Source organism: Bradyrhizobium sp. USDA 4504 (assembly GCF_054063995.1).
Genome location: NZ_JBSSGV010000001.1, coordinates 1,267,919 through 1,284,364, shown reverse-complemented (window position 1 = coordinate 1,284,364; position 16,446 = coordinate 1,267,919). Strand labels below are relative to the sequence as shown.

Below are 16,446 nucleotides of genomic sequence, written 5' to 3'. Positions count from 1 at the left end.
GGGACTACTAATGCCCTCTCCTCGCCTCGCCACCTATTCCTTCAACGGCGCCACCAGCTATGGCGTCGTCACCGACACCGGCATCGTCGACCTCTCGTCGCGCTTCGCCAAGGACTATCCGACGCTGCGCGAGGCGATCGCCGCCGGCGCGCTGAGCAGGCTCGTGGAGGACGCCGCCAGGCGCGCGCCCGACCACGCGCTCGACGCAGTCGACTGGCAGCCGCCGATCCCGGCGCCGGAAAAGATCATCTGCATCGGCGTCAACTACCCGGACCGCAATGCCGAATACAAGGACGGCTCGGACGCGCCGAAATACCCGAGCATGTTCCTGCGGGTGCCGCGCTCCTTCGTCGGCCACAACACGCCGGTGGTGCGGCCGCGCATCTCGCCGCAGCTCGACTATGAGGGCGAGCTGGTGCTGGTGATCGGCAAGGCCGGCCGGCACATTGCGGAGAGCGCCGCGCTCGATCACATCGCCGCGATCACGCTCTGCAACGAAGGCACCATCCGCGACTGGGTGCGGCACGCCAAGTTCAACGTCACCCAGGGCAAGAACTTCGATTCCACCGGCAGCCTCGGCCCGTGGATCGTGCCCTACACCGGTGAAGCGCAGATCGCCGATATCCGTCTGACCACGCGGGTGAACGGCGAGACCCGCCAGGACGACCGCACCTCGCGCTTGATCTTCGGCTTCCGCTACCTCATCAACTACATCTCGACCTTCACGACGCTGGTTCCCGGCGACATCGTCGTCACGGGCACCCCGACCGGTGCAGGTGCGCGGTTCGATCCGCCGCGCTATCTGAAGCCCGGCGATGTCGTCGAGGTCGAGGCCGAAGGCGTCGGCATCCTGCGCAACAGCGTCGTCGACGAAGCCACCTAACCTCACCAGCAAAGTGGACAGTGCCATGACCTCAACATCCGGCGGCGAAGCGATCGTCAACGGCCTCGTCGCCCACGGCGTCGACACCGTGTTCGGCCTGCCCGGCGCGCAGATCTATGGCCTGTTCGATGCCTTCCACCAGGCCCAGCTCAAGGTGATCGGCGCCCGGCATGAGCAGGCCTGCGGCTACATGGCGTTCGGCTATGCGCGCTCCAGCGGCAAGCCCGGCGTGTTCAGCGTGGTGCCCGGCCCGGGCGTGCTCAACGCCTCGGCGGCGCTGCTCACCGCATTCGGCTGCAACGAGCCGGTGCTGTGCCTGACCGGTCAGGTGCCGACGCAGTTCCTCGGCAAGGGCCGCGGCCATCTGCACGAGATGCCGGACCAGCTCGCGACGCTGCGCACCTTCGTGAAATGGGCCGACCGGATCGAATACCCTGATAACGCCCCCGCGCTGGTGTCGCGCGCGTTCCAGGAGATGCTGTCGGGCCGGCGCGGCCCGGCCTCGCTGGAGATGCCGTGGGACGTGTTCACACAGCGCACCCAGGTCGCGCCCGTCAAGCCGTTCGATCCGTTGCCGGCGCCGCAGCCCGATGCGGACCGCATCAAGGCGGCCGCCGACCTGATCGCCGGCAGCAAGGCGCCGATGATCTTCGTCGGCAGCGGCGCCATCGAGGCGCGCGAGGAGATCCTCGAATTGGCCGAGATGATCGACGCGCCTGTCGTCGCCTTCCGCAGCGGCCGCGGCATCGTCTCCAACGCGCATGAACTCGGGCTCACCATGGCTTCGGCCTACAAGCTCTGGCCGAAGACCGACCTGATGATCGGCATCGGCACGCGCCTCGAGCTGCCGACGATGTCGCGCTGGCCCTACCAGCCCGCCGGACTGAAATGCGTGCGCATCGACATCGATCCGGTCGAGCTGCGGCGCTGGCCGGCCGATGCCGGCGTGATCGCGGACGCCAAGGCCGGCACCGCCGATCTCGCCGCCGCTGTGCGCAAGGTGGGCTACCGCAGGACCTCCGGCCGCCGCGCCGCGATCCGCGAGGCGACGGCCGCGACCGAGCAGGAGATCCAGCGCATCCGGCCGCAGATGGCCTATCTGAAGATCCTGCGCGAGGTGCTGCCGGCGAGCGCCATTGTCACCGACGAGCTGTCGCAGGTCGGTTTCGCCTCCTGGTACGGCTTTCCGATCTACGAGCCGCGGACCTTCGTCACCTCGGGCTATCAGGGCACGCTCGGCTCGGGTTTCCCGACCGCGCTTGGCGCCAAGGTCGCCAATCCGGACAAGCCGGTGGTCGCGATCACCGGCGACGGCGGCTTCATGTTCGGCGTGCAGGAGCTTGCCACCGCCGTGCAGTTCAAGATCGCCGTGGTGACGCTGGTGTTCAACAACAACGCCTATGGCAATGTCCGCCGCGACCAGCGCGAGCGCTTCGACGGCCGCGTCGTCGCCTCCGACCTGGTGAATCCGGATTTCGTGAAGCTTGCAGAATCCTTCGGCGTCGGCGCCGCGCGGGTCACCTCGCCGGATCACTTCCGCCCCGTGCTGGAGAAGGCGCTGGCCGACGGCGGGCCTTACGTGATCTCGGTGGAAGTGCCGACGGATTCGGAAGTCTCGCCCTGGGCGCTCATCCATCCGGCGCGGAATAACTAAGCCAAACGCTCGTCATTCCGGGGCGATGCGCAGCATCGAACCCGGAATCTCGAGATTCCGGGTTCGTTTCGCGCCACGGGAATGACGACGCTAAGCGCTCTTCACCCCGTGTTGCAGCCGTGACGCGGCGATCACGAGCAGGCCGGCGCCGGCGACCGACCAGCAGGCGACCGGCGCCCAATGCACCAGCGGCGCATAGTCCGGCATCTTCTGCAGGCCGCCCGCGACCGCCGCCATCCGCGCAAAGGTCGCAAGCGCCAGCGCCGAGAACACGAGGCCGGTGACCTTGCCTTCCGCGCCGGTCTCCCCGATCGCGAGCGCCGCGGACACCGCGCTCATCAGCATGCAGCCCCAAGCGGCCCCCGCCATGAATTGGGCCACGATCAGGACGTTGAGACTGCCGGCGATCTCGGCGGCGATGATCGCAAAGGCACCGAGCAGTCCCGCCGCGCCCATCACGATCAGGCCGCCGCGATGCTTGACGACGATGCTTGCCGGAAACATCGCGATGTTGAAGCCGATCCAGAATACCGGCATCAGCCATTGCAGCTCGTCCGCCTTGGCAAAGCGCAAATAGAACGGCGCGCTGTTGATGTTGAAGTGCAGCTGGTAGCCGAGCGACAGCAGCACCATCGATCCGATCAGGAACATCGGCACCGCCCCGAGCCGCTTCGCCGGGGGCGCCAGCCGCGCCGGCTGCGCCTCTGCCGCGATGCGGCGCTCGACGCCTGAGAAGGCGAGCGCGGTCAGTAGCAGCACCGCGCCTGACAGCACGAACGGCAGCCGTGCATCCTGGTTGCGCAGCACGACGCCAAGATAGGGCGAGACCGCGCCCGCGATGCCATAACCCAGCATCGCCAGCGCCGCGAGGAATGGCACCGAGGGTTGCGCGCGATACTTGCCGAGCAGCGTCAGCGGCGGCGCCCGCAAGGCCGACGACGTCACGCCCCAGATCACGATCAGCACGATCAGCCAGACCCTCGCGCCCGGCCCGGTGCCGGCGACGTAAGGCAATGCGACGAAGGCGGCGCAGGAGATCGCGGCAAGGATACCGACAAACAAGCCAAGGCGGCCGACCAGGCTCGAGATCCTGTCGGCGGCCATGCCCATCGCCGTGTCGGTGACGGTGAAGATGCCTTGATCCATCATCAGGATCAGGATCACGGTCGACGGCGCGATGCCGACATCGGCGCACAGCTTCGGCAGATAGATCAGATAAGTGGTCCAGCCCAGCGTGAAGACGAGCTGCAGCACGGCGAGATAGACGCCGGTACGGTTGACGGCGCGGTCGGCCTTGGTGGTCATCCGCCAAGTCTAGACCACCCGGCGGTTCAGCGCACCTTGCGGAAGGTCAAATTGATGCGCTGGCGGCCGAGCACGCTGTGCTCGCCATCTGCGAGCGGTGCCACGCCGTGATAAAATAGCCGTGACGAGCCGCCCCACACCGCAACGTCGCCATGTTCGAGTCGATAGCGGCGCGGCGTGTCGCTGCGCTGCAGGCCGCCGAACAGGAAGATCGCCGGCAGCCCGAGCGAGATCGACACGATCGGTGCGCGGTAGTCGAGCTCGTCCTTGTCCTGATGCAGCGACAGTTTTGCGCCGGGGACGTAGCGATTGATCAGGCAGGCCTCAGGCGCGAAGCCGTTGAAGCCGGCTTCATCAGCGGCGTCGGCGGCGAGCCTGCGCAACACCTCCGGCATTTCAGGCCAGGGTTGTCCCGAGACGGGATCGATCGGATCATAGCGATAGCCGCTGGGATCGGAGACCCAGCCGACGCTGCCGCAATTGGTCATCGCGACCGACATGCGGTGGCCGCCCGGCGTGATCAGATGCCGGAACGGCGCCTGCTTGACGATGGCACGCAAGGCCGGGATCAGCTCGGCCTCGAACGGCCGGACAAAGCCGCGCAACAGCACCGCGCCATCCGCGATCGTCTCGCGCGATGGCCGGGCATCGCCAATGGTCTCGAACAGATCGGTGGCCACGCCTCTCTCGCACTCACTTCGCGTCGTGGAAGATCACACCAACGGTGTGGCGATGGCCGGAGCGAATCCTGCTGACGCCATGGCGCAGATTGACACGATACGGTCCGCGCGTCCCCTGCACCGGTCGATGATGCACGGCAAAGGCCACCGCATCGCCCTTGGTGAGCGGCACCACCTCGGGCCGCGACTGCATCCGCGGCCGCTGCTCGGTCAGCACGAATTCGCCACCCGTAAAATCGCGCCCGGGCTGCGACAGCAGGATCGCGACCTGGATCGGGAACACGTGCTCGCCATAGAGATCCTGGTGCAGGCAGTTGTAGTCGCCCTCGCCATATTGCAGCAGCAGCGGCGTCGGCCGCGTCTGTCCGGCGTCATGGCAACGCTTCAGGAACGCCGCATGCGACGGAGGATATCGGATATCGATCCCCATCGTCTCGTTCCAGCGATTGGCTGTCGCGGTCAGCCGCGTATAGAGCGCCGGCCGCAGCTCCGCGATCAGGTCCGGCAGCGGATAGGAGAAATACTTGTACTCGCCGCGGCCGAAGCCGTGACGGCCCATCACGATCCGGCTGCGGAACTGGCTGTCGTCGGGATACAGCGCGGCGATGTCATCGCATTCCTCAGGCGTCAGCAGGCCGTTGAGGACGGCGCATCCCTGATCGTCGAGGTCGGTCTTGATCTGGTCCCAGTCGAGCCCGTCGACGCGGGCCGGGATGCCGGTGGATGGGCGGGTAATGGTTTTGGCTGTTGCTGTCATGGGACGGAATCTGGCCCCTGATTGCGGCCCGCGCCACCCGATTTCCGGTCGAAAGATGCAGAGAACGTCACCACAATTACGGTGTCGTCCCGGCGAAAGCCGGGACCCATAACCACCGTCGTCAGTTGTTGAGATCGGTGGGGCCACAGCCTGCCAACCACAACACTCTGTGGTTATGGATCCCGGCTTTCGCCGGGACGACGCACGTGGAGAAAGCGTCGGTCATCTCCCTCACAACAACAACGCGGCGAGCAATCAGCCCCTCACCGGCAGCGTCACCACATCGTAGCCGTGGCTGATCTTCCGCTTCAGCACCGGGTCTTCCAGCTCGAACTCGAACCGGCTGGCCGGGCGGATGCCGCCCTTGGCCGCGAAGGTGCCGCCGAACATGGCGCAGCCGTCGGGCAGCGCACCTTGGTCGAAGCCGCGCGCGATCAGGTCCCTCACCGGCAGCATGTGATCGAGCGTGCCTTCCTGGTAGAGCACGCGCTGGCCGCCGATCACCGCCCACGAGCGCAGCACCAACTGGTCCCAGTGGCCGATGACGTCCTCGAGTTCCCACAGCTCCGATGCCATCGGCTTGTCGCACATCTGCTTCGACACGGTGACGCTGTAGCTCTCGACCTTGCGGTCGGTGTGGTCGGAGCCGCAGCCGACGAAAATGCGGCCCTGCCAGCCGATCAGCACGAACTCGACCTCGCCGCTCGAGTCCTCTCCGCAGACTTCGATGGCATCGGCGAAGGTGAGCCGGCGCGCCGAGCAGCGGTAGTAGATCGGCGTGGTCGCGGGCCGCGCGATGCCGAGCGCCTCGAGCTCGGCGATGTGCTTGTCGCGCGCCACCGGATCGCGGCCGGTCCAGCCGGCGATCACGGCCTGCCTGATTTCCAGTGTGAGCGGAGTGGCGACGCCCTTGTCGTCGACATTGAAGGTGAGATCAAACACGGATCACGGTCTCCATTCCGGCAGCGAGCTCGAAAATGCGCCGATCCGAACCGCCCGCGGCGGCGAGCATCAGGCCGACCGGCGCCTCGCCCTCGTGATGCGCGGGCAGCGAGATCGCGCAGCCGTCGAGCACATTGATCAGCGTGCAATTGCGCAACGCGCGCAAATTCTCGGTGGCGAACGCCTTGTCGTCGGCGAGGCTGGCGATCGTAGGCGGCAGGTTCGCCGTGGTCGGCAGCACCATCGCATCATAGGGCGCGATCCGCTTCTCGGTACGGGCGATGAAGGAGCGGCGTGCGTTGAGCAGATCGATATAGTCGGCGGCCGGAAAGCCCTCGCCGCGCTGGATGCGCACGGCGACGCGCGGATCGTAGATGTCGCCCTTGCTGGCCAGCAGGAAGCGATGCCAGGCATAGCTTTCGGCGGCGGCAAAGCCGCCCTTGGCGTTCATGACGCCGACATCGAGCAATTCGGGCACCTCGATCCGCTCGATCAAGGCGCCTGCGCGCGACAACGCCGCGAGCGCGCGCTCGAAGGTTTTCGCGACGGCCTCGTCGAGGTCGTCGAGAGCGACCGTGGTCGGCACCGCGAGCCGCATGCCTTTCACCGGGCGCGGCGAGACCGGCGTCACCGGCTGATCCGCCAGCACCGCGTCGAGCGCGGCGCAGCAGGCCACCGAATTGGCCAGCGGGCCGTAGCTGTCGAGCGTGAACGACAGCGGCACGCCGCCATCGAGCGGAATCCGACTTTGCGTCGGCTTGTAGCCGACGATGCCGTTGAAGGCGGCGGGAATCCGGCAGGAGCCGCCGGTATCGGTACCGAGCGCGCCGAACGCCATGCCGTCCGCGATCGAGACCGCCGCCCCCGAGGACGAGCCGCCCGGCACGTGGCCGGCGCTCCGGTTCCAGGCGCTCTTCGGCGTGCCGTAATGCGGATTGATGCCGATGCCGGAATAGGCGAACTCGGTCATGTTGGTGCGGCCGATCACGATGAAGCCGGCGCGCTTGAGCCGCGCCACGACAGGTGCATCGGCATCCGCCGGCGCGGAATCCTCCAGCGCGCGCGAGCCCGCCCGCGTCACCTGCCCCTTGATGTCGAACAGGTCCTTGATCGAAACCGGAATGCCGGCAAATGGCGACGGCGCGGCATTGGCCTTGCGCAGCCGGTCCATGGCGTCGGCGGCCTCCAGCGCGGCGTCGCGGTCGACATGGATGAAGGTGCGTTGGCCCTCGCCTGAGGGATCAGCGATTTTGGCGATGCACTGCTCGACGAGCTTGCGGGCAGAGGTCGCGCCGCCGGCGAGATCGGCGGCCAGGGAGGCGAGTGTCGGATTCTTGGGCATGGCTTTCACTTCACGGCTTGCACTTCATGGCTTGCAGTTGATTGTCGCGCGAACCGAAGCCGATTTCCAGCCCGCCGGCGCCTCACCTCGCATCACTTCAGCCCGAAATAGGCGCGGTGCAGCTCTTCATTGCCGCTCATCTCGGCAACCGTGCCGGAGAAGCGGATCCGCCCGCCTTCCAGCACGAATACGCGGGTGGCAATCTCGAGAAAACCGATATTTTGCTCCGCGATCAAGAGTGCCAGTCCGCGGCCCTGCAGGCTCGACAAGGCGCGCAGCACCTCCTTGACGAACAGCGGCGACAGCCCGGCCGAGGGCTCGTCCATCACCAGCAGCTTCGGCTCGGCCGACAGCGCCTTGGCGATGCCGAGCATCTTTCGCTGACCGCCGGACAGGCTGGACGCGGGATCGCGGCGCTTGTCGCGCAGCACCGGGAACAGGCCGTACAGTTCGTCGACCCGCGCCCCCGGATTGGCATGGCCCAGCGCCTGCGCGCCGACGCGGATATTTTCCTCGATCGACAGGTCGGGAAACACCGCAAGCTCCGACATGTAGGTCATGCCGCGCTTCATGCGATCCGACGAGCGCATCCTGGTGATGTCCTCGCCGCCGAGCTTGATGTGGCCGCTGCGGGCCTCGATCAGGCCGACCAGCGACTTCAGGAACGTGGTCTTGCCCGCGCCGTTGGCGCCGAGCAGCAGCACGGTCTCGCCGGGGCGGACGTCGAGATCGACGCCCCACAGCACCTGCATGGTGCCGTAGCCGGCATCGACGCCCCTCGTGTCCAGAAGCGACACCGCATCAGTGGGCATGCTCGCCTCCCAAAAATACCTCGATCACCTGCGGCTCGCGTACCGCGGTCGCCAGCGTGCCCTCGAAGATCTCCTTGCCCGCATTGAGCACGATGACGCGGTCGGTGATCTGCTCGATGAAGCCCATCAGATGCTCGACCACGATGATCGCCATGCCGGTTGCGGCCAAGGCCTTGATGCGGCCGGCGATCCAGTCGAGCTCCGCCGGGTTGAGGCCGGCCGCGAGTTCGTCGAGCAGCAGCAGCCGCGGCCGCGTGGCGAGCGCACGGGTCAGATCGAGCATCTTCTGCTGCGCGCTGTTGAGATCGGCGGCCGGACGGTCGGCGACCTCCTTCAGCCTGAAATCCTCGAGCAGTTCGGCAATCGACGGCGCACCGGTTGCGCCGCCATAGGCCAGCGCCACCTGGATGTTCTCGCGTACCGTGAGCGACAGGAACGGCTTCGGTACCTGGAAGGTGCGGTTGATGCCGCGGTGAACGAGCTTGTGCGAGGCGACGCCGCCGGCGGACACGCTGTCGAACACGACCTCGCCGCCGTCTGGCGCATAGAGACCGGAGATCACATTGATCGCCGTGGTCTTGCCGGAGCCGTTCGGGCCGACCAGCCCGAGGATCTCGCCGGGCACGACGTGGAAGCTGAGGCCATCGAGCGCGTGGAAGCCGCCAAAGCGCTTCACCAGCTTCGAGACCTTGAGGATCGGGGTTTTCTCAGGGGACATGCCACCCCCTGCGGGTTGCCAGCGACACCAGTCCAGAGGGCAGGAACAGCACCAGGCCCATGATCAGGAGACCATAGATCAGCTGGAAATATTGCGGCGTGGTGAAGCCGATCAGATTGTAGATGCCGTAGAGAATCAGCACGCCGACGATCGGTCCGGTGATGGTGGCAACGCCGCCGAACAGCGCGAACACGATCGCGAAGATGCTGAACTCGCCGGAGAACACGTTGTCCGGATAGAACACCGAGACGTACCAGGCATAGATGCCGCCGGCGAGGCCGGCGACCAGCGCCGAGGCGAGCCAGGCAATCACCCGCATCTTCACGATATTGACGCCGGCCATCGAGGCCGACACCGCATCCTCGCGCACGGCCTGCAGCGCCAGCCCGAACGGCGAGTTCTTCAGATAGACCACCGCACCGACCGTCAGCGCCATCACGACGACCGCGGCATAGTACGCATGGGTCGGGTTGAACGTGCCGGTGAGCGACACGCCGTAGGGACCCTTGGTGATCCCCTCCAGCGCCGGGTTGGCGACGAAGTGCAGCACCGCGAGCGAGGCCGCGAGATTGGCGATCGCGAAATACGCACCCGACAGCCGCAGCAGCGGTGTCAGCAACAGGCCGAGCGCCACCGCCACGACGCCGCCGACCAGCACCGCCAGCGGCGCCGGTGTATCCAGATGCATCACCATGATGGCGAAGCCATAGGCGCCGGCGCCGAAGAAGCCGACATAGCCGAACGGCAGATAGCCGGTGAAGCCATAGATGATGTTCACGCCTTGCGCGAGGATCAGGAAGATCACGAAGTTGAACAGCAGCAGATGGTTTTGATACACGCCGGGCAGCAGTGCGAACACCACCACCAGCGGCGCCAGGATGAACAGCAGGTGTTTCGAGGCGTTATGCAACGCGCACCCGCCTTCCGAGCAGACCGCTCGGACGCAACAACAGGATCACGATCAACAACACATAGGGCAGCAAGTCGGCCCAGGAACTGAGATAGGTCTGCACCAGCATGTAGCAGAGACCGTAGACGACACCGCCGAGCGCGGTGCCGAGCGGATTGCCGAGCGAACCCAGCACGACGATCGCAAACGACGTCACGGTCGCGTCGGCGCCGAACGCCGGCGTCACCGAGCCGAACATGAAGGGCGCGAACACGCCGGCGACCGCCGCGATGCCGAGCCCGATGCCGAACGCCGCCGCCGAGACGCGATCGACGTCGATGCCGGTCGCCAAGGCCTCGTCGCGCCGTGACATCACCGCGCGGGTCAGGGTACCGAGCCTTGTGTGGTAGAGATAGAGGTAGACCAGCGCGATCGCGATCAGACTGGTGATGGCCGCGATCACCCACGGCGCGGGAAAGCCCTGGCCGAAGATCTGGATCGGCCCTGCGCCGCCCGCCTTGCCGCCGAACCATTTCACCTTGATGGTCGTGAAGACGGTGCCGAGCAGCCGGCTCTGGATCGAGCGCTCGCTGGTGCCGGCGAAGATCGTGGTGACGGCCTCGATCACCTGCGACAGGCCGAAGAACAGGATGATCGACAGCATTTCCGGATTGGCCGAGCCCTGCAGCCGCGGCACCAGCACCCAGTATAGCAGCACGCCCACCAGCACGAACACTACGAAGGCCAGGGGCACCGCGAACAGCGGGTCGATGCCGGCGATGCCGACCACGCCGAGCGCGATGAAGGCGCCCAGCATCAGGATGTCGCCATGCGCAAGGTTGACGATGCGCATGACGCCGAACACGAGATTGAGACCGATGCCGACCAGGCTGAAATACAGCCCGAACAGCACGCCGGCAACGAGCGCATAGGTCATGCTACCGCTCGCCGCCGACGGTTACGCCTGCCGCACCCACCTGCATCACGGCGCCGGGTAGATCGGCTTGCCGGTGGCGGTCTCGTGCGGATAGATCGAGACGAACTTGATGTGATCGTGCTCGTCGACCGTGAGCTGGCCGAGCGGCGTGAGTTCGCCGATCTGGCCGCCGGTCTCATCCAGCGCGAAGGTGCCGTCCAGCGTCTTGAGCTGGCCGCTGAGCGAGAACACCGCGCGGCGCAGCTCCATCTGGTCGAGGCTGGTCGCTACCGACAGCGTCTTCTCGATCACCAGCGCCGTGGTGTAGCCGGCCACCGCGTTGAAGCCGAACTCCATCTTGCCGTCGTTGTACTTTTTGGTCCAGGCGGCGCGGAAATCCTTCATGTTCATCCCGAAATTGACGGGATAGTCCAATTCGGACGGCGGCACATAGGTCCAGATGTGCTCGAGACCCTTGGCGCCGACGTTCTTCTCGAGCAACTCGGTCTCGAGGCCGGCATAGATCGCGAACAGCATCTTGAACTTGGTGCCGACGTCCTGGACGTTGCGCAGGAAGGCGATGTCGTTCGGCGCATAGCCGAAATGGATCACCGCGTCGGGATTGGCGTTGCTGATGTTGTTGATGATGACGTTGTAGTTGGTGGTCTCGGTCGGAACGCCCTGGTCATAGACGATCTCGATCGGCGCGCCGGACTCCTTGACGAACTTGCGGAACGCGTTGGCCTGGGTGCCGGTGAACTCGTTGGTCGAATAGAGGATCGCGACCTTCTTGATGCCGAGGCCAGGACCGTCATGGCTGATGAAGTCGGCGACCGGCTTCGGCCACACCGTCGACACCGGATCGGCCATCAGCGCGATGTAGGGATTGTCCTTGGAGAAGAAGCTCGCGCCGGTGCCGGTCTGGTCGAACAGGAACATCTTGTGATCGCGCGCGATCGCAACCGCGGGCGCCGTCAGCACCGATCCGGAATCGGCGACCAGGAGATCGACCTTATCCTGGGTGACGAGCTGATTATAAAGCGTCGAGGCGGTCGCGGTGTTGCTCTGGTCGTCATAGGAGACGAGCTTGATCGGGATCTTCTTGTCGAACGCCTTCACGAAGACGCCGCCCTCGGCGTTCTTCTGCTCGACCCACAATTTCAGCGAGCTGTAGACCGGCATCGAGATCGAGGCGTAGCGCCCCGAGGATGCGTAGAGCGTGCCGATCTTGATCTCCAACGGTGCGTCGGCGGCCATCGCCTGCGTGGCGAATGCGAGGCTGGCAGCGAGTGCCGCGCCGATGATCCTCAGCATCATATGTTCCTCCCGGCTATCTTGAACGTGTCTTGGACGTATCTTGGACGCGGCCCTTCTACGCGCCGGATCGGAGCGACACAAGCAGCGCGGCCTTAGCAATTGTGCGAGGGGCGGAATATGCGGCATGCGCGGGACACAGGCCGCTGCGCGGAGCATGGATGGACCGTTGACGGGCCTTGGTTCAATGTCGCATCAAGACTGTAACGATTTCGGGAGGAGACATCAGACATGGCCGAGCCCGCGCGCGCGAAACCAAAGCCGACACCGGAGACCCAGCATTTCTGGGATGGCACCAAGGCTGGCGAGCTGCGCCTGCAGCGCTGCGATGCCTGCGCCAATGTCTACTTTCCGCCGCGGCCGTTCTGCCCCTCCTGCGCCTCGCGCAAGGTCTCGATCTTCAAGGCCAGCGGCAAGGGCAAGCTCTACAGCTACGTCATCAACCACCGTCCCGCAGCGCCCGGCTTCACGCCGCCTTATGCGATCGCGGTCGTCGAGCTCGACGAGGGCCCGCGCATGATGAGCAACATCATCGATTGTCCGCAGACGCCGGAAGCGCTCGAGCTCGACATGCGGCTCGAGGTCGCCTTCGAGGCGCTCGACGACAAGATCACCCTTCCCTTGTTCCGTCCGGCAAAGGGGTAATGTGATGCGCAGGAACCAGGTTGCCGTCGTCGGTGCGGCCGAAACCACCGAACTCGGCGTCATCCCGAACATTTCGCAGATCCAGCTGCACGCGGACGCGGCGCTGAATGCGATCGCGGACGCCGGCCTGAAGCTGTGCGACATCGACGGCTTCGCTACTGCGGTCGAGACCCCGCAGCAGATGGCGCACTATCTCGGCATCACGCCGACCTGGGTCGACGGCACCTCGGTCGGCGGCTGCTCCTTCATGCTGCATGTCCGCCACGCCGCTGCGGCGATCGAGGCCGGCCTGTGCAAGACCGTTCTGATCACGCATGCCGAAAGCGGCAAGTCGATGATCGGCAAGCAGCCGCGCTTCACGCCGGCCGACAGCCTCAACGGCCAGTTCGAGGCGCCGTTCGGCGTCTACGGGCCGCCGAGCATGTTTCCGATTCCCGTGCTGCGGTTCATGAAGACCCACGGCATCACGCATGAGCAGCTCGCGATGGTCGCGGTGGTGCAGCGCGAATGGGCGGGGAAGAACCCGCGCGCGACCATGAAGGACCCGATCACCGTCGCCGACGTCCTGAACTCGCGGATGATCGCCTATCCGTTCCGGCTGCTGCAATGCTGCCTCGTCACCGACGGCGGCGGCGCGCTGATCCTCACCTCGGCCGACCGCGCCAAGGATTTCCCGAACAAGCCGGTCTACATCCTCGGCACCGGCGAGAGCGTGGAAACGCCGATGGTCAGCCAAATGAAGACGTTCGACTCATCGCGCGCCTTCAAAGTGGCAGGGCCGCTGGCCTTCAAGGAGGCCGGCATCACCCACAAGGACGTCGATCATCTGATGATCTACGATGCATTCGCGCATCTGCCGCTCTACGGCCTCGGCGACCTCGGCTTCATGCCGTATGAGGAGACCGGCAAGTTCATCGCCGACGGCAACACCCGCCCCGGCGGCAAGCTGCCGCTCAACACCAATGGCGGCGGCCTCAGCTACATGCACTCCGGCATGTACGGCATGTACGCGCTGCAGGAGAGCGTGCGGCAGATGCGCGGTATCGCGCCGGCGCAGGTGCCGAACGCAAAGATCTCGGTCTGCCACGGCGTCGGCGGCATGTTCGCCGCAAGTGGCACGATCATCTTTACGAACGAGAAGTAACAACTCCGTCGTTCCGGGGCGCGCGAAGCGCGAACCCGGAACCTCGAGATTCCGGGTCTGGTGCTTCGCACCATCCCGGAATGACGGAGAGCAAACCAGGAGAACCGACATGGCAAAATCACTGCAGGATAAAGTCATCATCGTCACCGGCGCGGGGCGCGGCATCGGCCGCGAAATCGCGCTGCTCTGCGCGGCGGAAGGCGCCAAGGTCGTGGTCAACGATCCCGGCGGCGCCGCCGATGGCGCCGGCACGAGTGCCGCGCCCGCCGAGGAGGTGGTCGAGGAGATCAAGAAGCGCGGCGGCACCGCGGTCGCCAATTTCGAGTCGGTGGCGGAAGCCATTCCCGCCAGCAAGATCGTGAAGACCGCGACCGATCATTTCGGCCGGCTCGACGGCGTCGTCAACAATGCCGGCATCCTGCGCGACATGATCTTCCACAAGATGAGCGTGGAAGCGTTCGAGGCCGTCATCAAGGTGCATCTGATGGGCTCGTTCTATGTCAGCCACGCCGCGGCGCGGATCTATCGCGAGCAGGAGTCGGGCTCCTTCGTGCACTTCACCTCGACCTCCGGCCTGATCGGCAATTACGGCCAGGCCAACTACGCCGCCGCCAAGCTCGGCATCGTCGGCCTGTCGAAATCGATTGCGCTCGACATGGGCCGCTTCAACGTGCGCTCGAACTGCGTGTCGCCGTTCGCCTGGACCCGCATGATCGGCACCATCCCGACCGAGACCGACGCCGAGAAGGCGCGTGTCGAGAAGATCAAGCAGATGGGCCCGGAGAAGATCGCGCCGGTCTGCGCCTATCTGCTCTCGGACGCGGCCAAGGACGTCACCGGACAGATCTTCGGCGTGCGCATGAACGAGATCTTCCTGTTCGGCCAGCATCGTCCGGTGCGCTCGGTGCATCGCGGCGAAGGCTGGACGCCCGAGACCGTTGCCGAACACGGCATGCCGGCGCTGAAGGGATCGTTCGCCAAGCTCGACCGCTCGGCCGACGTCTTCACCTGGGATCCGATCTGAACTTGATCTGATCCTCCGATCCGATCTGACAGTTTTATGAAATCGTCGCCTCCGCGAACTCCGCGCGCAATCGCGCTAGGCGGGGGCGACACACTCTTTGGTTGTTTCATCATGGCGTGCCCGCATTGTGCCAGAATTGCGGGGGTATGATCGTCCTCCCGATAACAAAAAAGCCTGGGAGGACTTTCGTGACAAATCCAAGCAACATTCAGAAACACGAGGGCGACGGTGCGAAGGCGTTCGACCGTCGGACAATCTTGCGCGGTGCAACCGCGCTTGCTGCAACCGCGATGGCCGCATCCGATGCCGCAGCGCGCGACTTCGGCCCCAACGCGGAGCCGCAGCGCTATCCCGATCCAGACATCGTCGTGATCGACGACAAGCGCTTCAAGGCCAAGGTCGGCAACACCGCGATCAAGCGGCTCTACACCGGCTGCCTGTGGGCGGAAGGCCCGGCCTGGAACGCGCAGGGCCAGTATCTGGTCTGGAGCGATATCCCGGCCAACCGGCAGTTGCGCTATCTCGACGATGACGGCCACATCTCCGAGCAATTCCACAAGCCGTCAAACGAGGCCAACGGCTCGACCTTCGATTTCGAGGGCCGCCAGATCACCGCCGAGCGCACCCGGCTGGTGCGCTACGAGCACGACGGAACCGTCACGCCCTTGGCGGAGCAGGCCAATGGCAAGCAGCTCAACGGGCCGAACGACATGGTCGTGCATCCCAACGACAAGTCGATCTGGTTCACCGACCCCGGCTACGGCGCGATCTCGATCTATGAGGGCCAACTGGCCAACACGGGATCGAAGCAGCCCTACCAGAAGGAAGCCGTCTATCGCATCGATGCTGCGACCGGCCAGATCACCAAGGTCGCGGACGAGCCGTTCAAGCCGAACGGCATCGCCTTCAGCCACGACTACAAGAAGGTCTATGTCTGCGACACCGGCACCACGCATTACCCGAATGCCAAGAACATCGTCTGGCAGTACGACCTCAACGGCGACAAGCTCTCCAACCCGCGCACGCTGATCGACATGACGCTGGACGGCAAGTCAGGCTTCCCGGACGGCCTGCGTGTCGACGTCGACGGCAATATCTGGGTCGGCGCCGGCTGGGTCGGACCGGGCTACGACGGCGTGCAAGTGTTTGCGCCCGACGGCCAGCGGATCGGCCAGATCCTGCTGCCGGAGACCTGCGCCAACCTCACCTTCGGCGGCAAGAAGCGCAACCGCCTGTTCATGACGGCAAGCCAGTCGCTCTACGCGGTCTATGTCGAGACGAAGGGCGCGCACAACTGTTGATCTAACCGTAGTCCCGGCGAAGGCCGGGACCCATTACCACTGTAGTTGGTTGTTGAAGAAAGCTGGGGCCCACATCGTTCACGACACTCCGGTCGTGGTTATGGGTCCCGGCGTTCGCCG

16 protein-coding genes are annotated in these 16,446 nt (G+C 65.4%); 6 read left to right on the top strand and 10 right to left on the bottom strand.

The window, feature by feature from the left end:
* Positions 1-10: 10 nt before the first annotated feature.
* Positions 11-883: a fumarylacetoacetate hydrolase family protein gene (locus ACVMB1_RS05525; protein ID WP_141339472.1), complete on the top strand. Its 873-nt coding sequence runs from the start codon at positions 11-13 to the stop codon at positions 881-883.
* A 25-nt stretch (positions 884-908) separates the two neighbouring features.
* Positions 909-2,537: a thiamine pyrophosphate-dependent enzyme gene (locus ACVMB1_RS05520; RefSeq protein ID WP_141339470.1), complete on the top strand. Its 1,629-nt coding sequence runs from the start codon at positions 909-911 to the stop codon at positions 2,535-2,537.
* A 90-nt stretch (positions 2,538-2,627) separates the two neighbouring features.
* Here ACVMB1_RS05520 and ACVMB1_RS05515 read toward each other — a convergent pair whose 3' ends face one another.
* The 10 genes from ACVMB1_RS05515 to ACVMB1_RS05470 form a co-directional block, all read right to left on the bottom strand.
* The gene (locus tag ACVMB1_RS05515; RefSeq protein ID WP_141339468.1) at positions 2,628-3,842 is read right to left on the bottom strand and encodes an MFS transporter; all 1,215 of its coding nucleotides are present in this window, start codon (positions 3,840-3,842) and stop codon (positions 2,628-2,630) included.
* 26 nt (positions 3,843-3,868) lie between these two features.
* Positions 3,869-4,522 carry a DNA oxidative demethylase AlkB gene (gene alkB / locus ACVMB1_RS05510; RefSeq protein ID WP_057015725.1) on the bottom strand — a complete coding sequence of 218 codons (654 nt, stop codon included), beginning with the start codon at positions 4,520-4,522 and terminating at the stop codon, positions 3,869-3,871.
* Positions 4,523-4,535: 13 nt separating this feature from the next.
* Complete coding sequence (locus tag ACVMB1_RS05505) at positions 4,536-5,279, bottom strand: 2OG-Fe(II) oxygenase (RefSeq protein ID WP_141339466.1); 744 nt, start codon at positions 5,277-5,279, stop codon at positions 4,536-4,538.
* A gap of 255 nt (positions 5,280-5,534) precedes the next feature.
* Entirely contained in the window at positions 5,535-6,221 is a 687-nt protein-coding gene (locus tag ACVMB1_RS05500; protein WP_141339464.1) for a DUF2848 domain-containing protein, read from the bottom strand.
* Positions 6,214-7,563: an amidase gene (locus ACVMB1_RS05495; protein ID WP_141339462.1), complete on the bottom strand. Its 1,350-nt coding sequence runs from the start codon at positions 7,561-7,563 to the stop codon at positions 6,214-6,216. The genes ACVMB1_RS05500 and ACVMB1_RS05495 overlap by 8 nt, the downstream gene beginning before the upstream one ends.
* A 92-nt stretch (positions 7,564-7,655) precedes the next feature.
* Positions 7,656-8,375, bottom strand: coding sequence for an ABC transporter ATP-binding protein (locus ACVMB1_RS05490; RefSeq protein WP_057015727.1), 720 nt, complete (start codon positions 8,373-8,375; stop codon positions 7,656-7,658).
* Positions 8,365-9,093, bottom strand: coding sequence for an ABC transporter ATP-binding protein (locus ACVMB1_RS05485; RefSeq protein WP_141339460.1), 729 nt, complete (start codon positions 9,091-9,093; stop codon positions 8,365-8,367). The genes ACVMB1_RS05490 and ACVMB1_RS05485 overlap by 11 nt, the downstream gene beginning before the upstream one ends.
* Positions 9,083-10,003, bottom strand: a complete 921-nt coding sequence (locus ACVMB1_RS05480; RefSeq protein WP_141339458.1) for a branched-chain amino acid ABC transporter permease — start codon at positions 10,001-10,003, stop codon at positions 9,083-9,085. The genes ACVMB1_RS05485 and ACVMB1_RS05480 overlap by 11 nt, the downstream gene beginning before the upstream one ends.
* A complete protein-coding gene (locus ACVMB1_RS05475) occupies positions 9,996-10,919 on the bottom strand; it encodes a branched-chain amino acid ABC transporter permease (RefSeq protein WP_028338731.1) in 924 nt (307 codons plus the stop codon). Before ACVMB1_RS05475 ends, ACVMB1_RS05480 begins: the two co-directional genes overlap by 8 nt.
* A 45-nt stretch (positions 10,920-10,964) precedes the next feature.
* Positions 10,965-12,215 carry an amino acid ABC transporter substrate-binding protein gene (locus tag ACVMB1_RS05470; RefSeq protein WP_233475624.1) on the bottom strand — a complete coding sequence of 417 codons (1,251 nt, stop codon included), beginning with the start codon at positions 12,213-12,215 and terminating at the stop codon, positions 10,965-10,967.
* 228 nt (positions 12,216-12,443) lie between these two features.
* On the opposite strand from ACVMB1_RS05470, the gene ACVMB1_RS05465 reads away from it, so the two are divergent.
* The 4 genes from ACVMB1_RS05465 to ACVMB1_RS05450 all read left to right on the top strand — a co-directional run bounded on the left by ACVMB1_RS05465 (position 12,444) and on the right by ACVMB1_RS05450 (position 16,326).
* The gene (locus tag ACVMB1_RS05465) at positions 12,444-12,857 is read left to right on the top strand and encodes a Zn-ribbon domain-containing OB-fold protein (protein ID WP_016841161.1); all 414 of its coding nucleotides are present in this window, start codon (positions 12,444-12,446) and stop codon (positions 12,855-12,857) included.
* Positions 12,858-12,861: 4 nt separating this feature from the next.
* Positions 12,862-14,001 (top strand): thiolase C-terminal domain-containing protein, encoded by a 1,140-nt coding sequence (locus tag ACVMB1_RS05460; RefSeq protein ID WP_076833558.1) that lies wholly within the window; start codon positions 12,862-12,864, stop codon positions 13,999-14,001.
* 109 nt (positions 14,002-14,110) lie between these two features.
* Positions 14,111-15,025, top strand: coding sequence for an SDR family oxidoreductase (locus ACVMB1_RS05455; protein WP_141339456.1), 915 nt, complete (start codon positions 14,111-14,113; stop codon positions 15,023-15,025).
* A gap of 188 nt (positions 15,026-15,213) precedes the next feature.
* On the top strand, positions 15,214-16,326 hold the full coding sequence (locus ACVMB1_RS05450) for an SMP-30/gluconolactonase/LRE family protein (protein ID WP_141339454.1): 1,113 nt from the start codon (positions 15,214-15,216) through the stop codon (positions 16,324-16,326).
* The last annotated feature ends 120 nt before the right edge of the window (positions 16,327-16,446 follow it).

Bases quoted from the DNA above. Each gene is read 5' to 3' on its own strand.
- ACVMB1_RS05520 (WP_141339470.1), top strand. From the start codon at position 909: ATGACCTCAACATCCGGCGGCGAAGCGATCGTCAACGGCCTCGTCGCC.
- ACVMB1_RS05455 (WP_141339456.1), top strand. From the start codon at position 14,111: ATGGCAAAATCACTGCAGGATAAAGTCATCATCGTCACCGGCGCGGGG.
- ACVMB1_RS05525 (WP_141339472.1), top strand. From the start codon at position 11: ATGCCCTCTCCTCGCCTCGCCACCTATTCCTTCAACGGCGCCACCAGC.
- ACVMB1_RS05495 (WP_141339462.1), bottom strand. From the start codon at position 7,563: ATGCCCAAGAATCCGACACTCGCCTCCCTGGCCGCCGATCTCGCCGGC.
- ACVMB1_RS05465 (WP_016841161.1), top strand. From the start codon at position 12,444: ATGGCCGAGCCCGCGCGCGCGAAACCAAAGCCGACACCGGAGACCCAG.
- ACVMB1_RS05460 (WP_076833558.1), top strand. From the start codon at position 12,862: ATGCGCAGGAACCAGGTTGCCGTCGTCGGTGCGGCCGAAACCACCGAA.
- ACVMB1_RS05505 (WP_141339466.1), bottom strand. From the start codon at position 5,279: ATGACAGCAACAGCCAAAACCATTACCCGCCCATCCACCGGCATCCCG.
- ACVMB1_RS05470 (WP_233475624.1), bottom strand. From the start codon at position 12,215: ATGATGCTGAGGATCATCGGCGCGGCACTCGCTGCCAGCCTCGCATTC.
- ACVMB1_RS05515 (WP_141339468.1), bottom strand. From the start codon at position 3,842: ATGACCACCAAGGCCGACCGCGCCGTCAACCGTACCGGCGTCTATCTC.
- ACVMB1_RS05485 (WP_141339460.1), bottom strand. From the start codon at position 9,093: ATGTCCCCTGAGAAAACCCCGATCCTCAAGGTCTCGAAGCTGGTGAAG.
- ACVMB1_RS05475 (WP_028338731.1), bottom strand. From the start codon at position 10,919: ATGACCTATGCGCTCGTTGCCGGCGTGCTGTTCGGGCTGTATTTCAGC.
- ACVMB1_RS05490 (WP_057015727.1), bottom strand. From the start codon at position 8,375: ATGCCCACTGATGCGGTGTCGCTTCTGGACACGAGGGGCGTCGATGCC.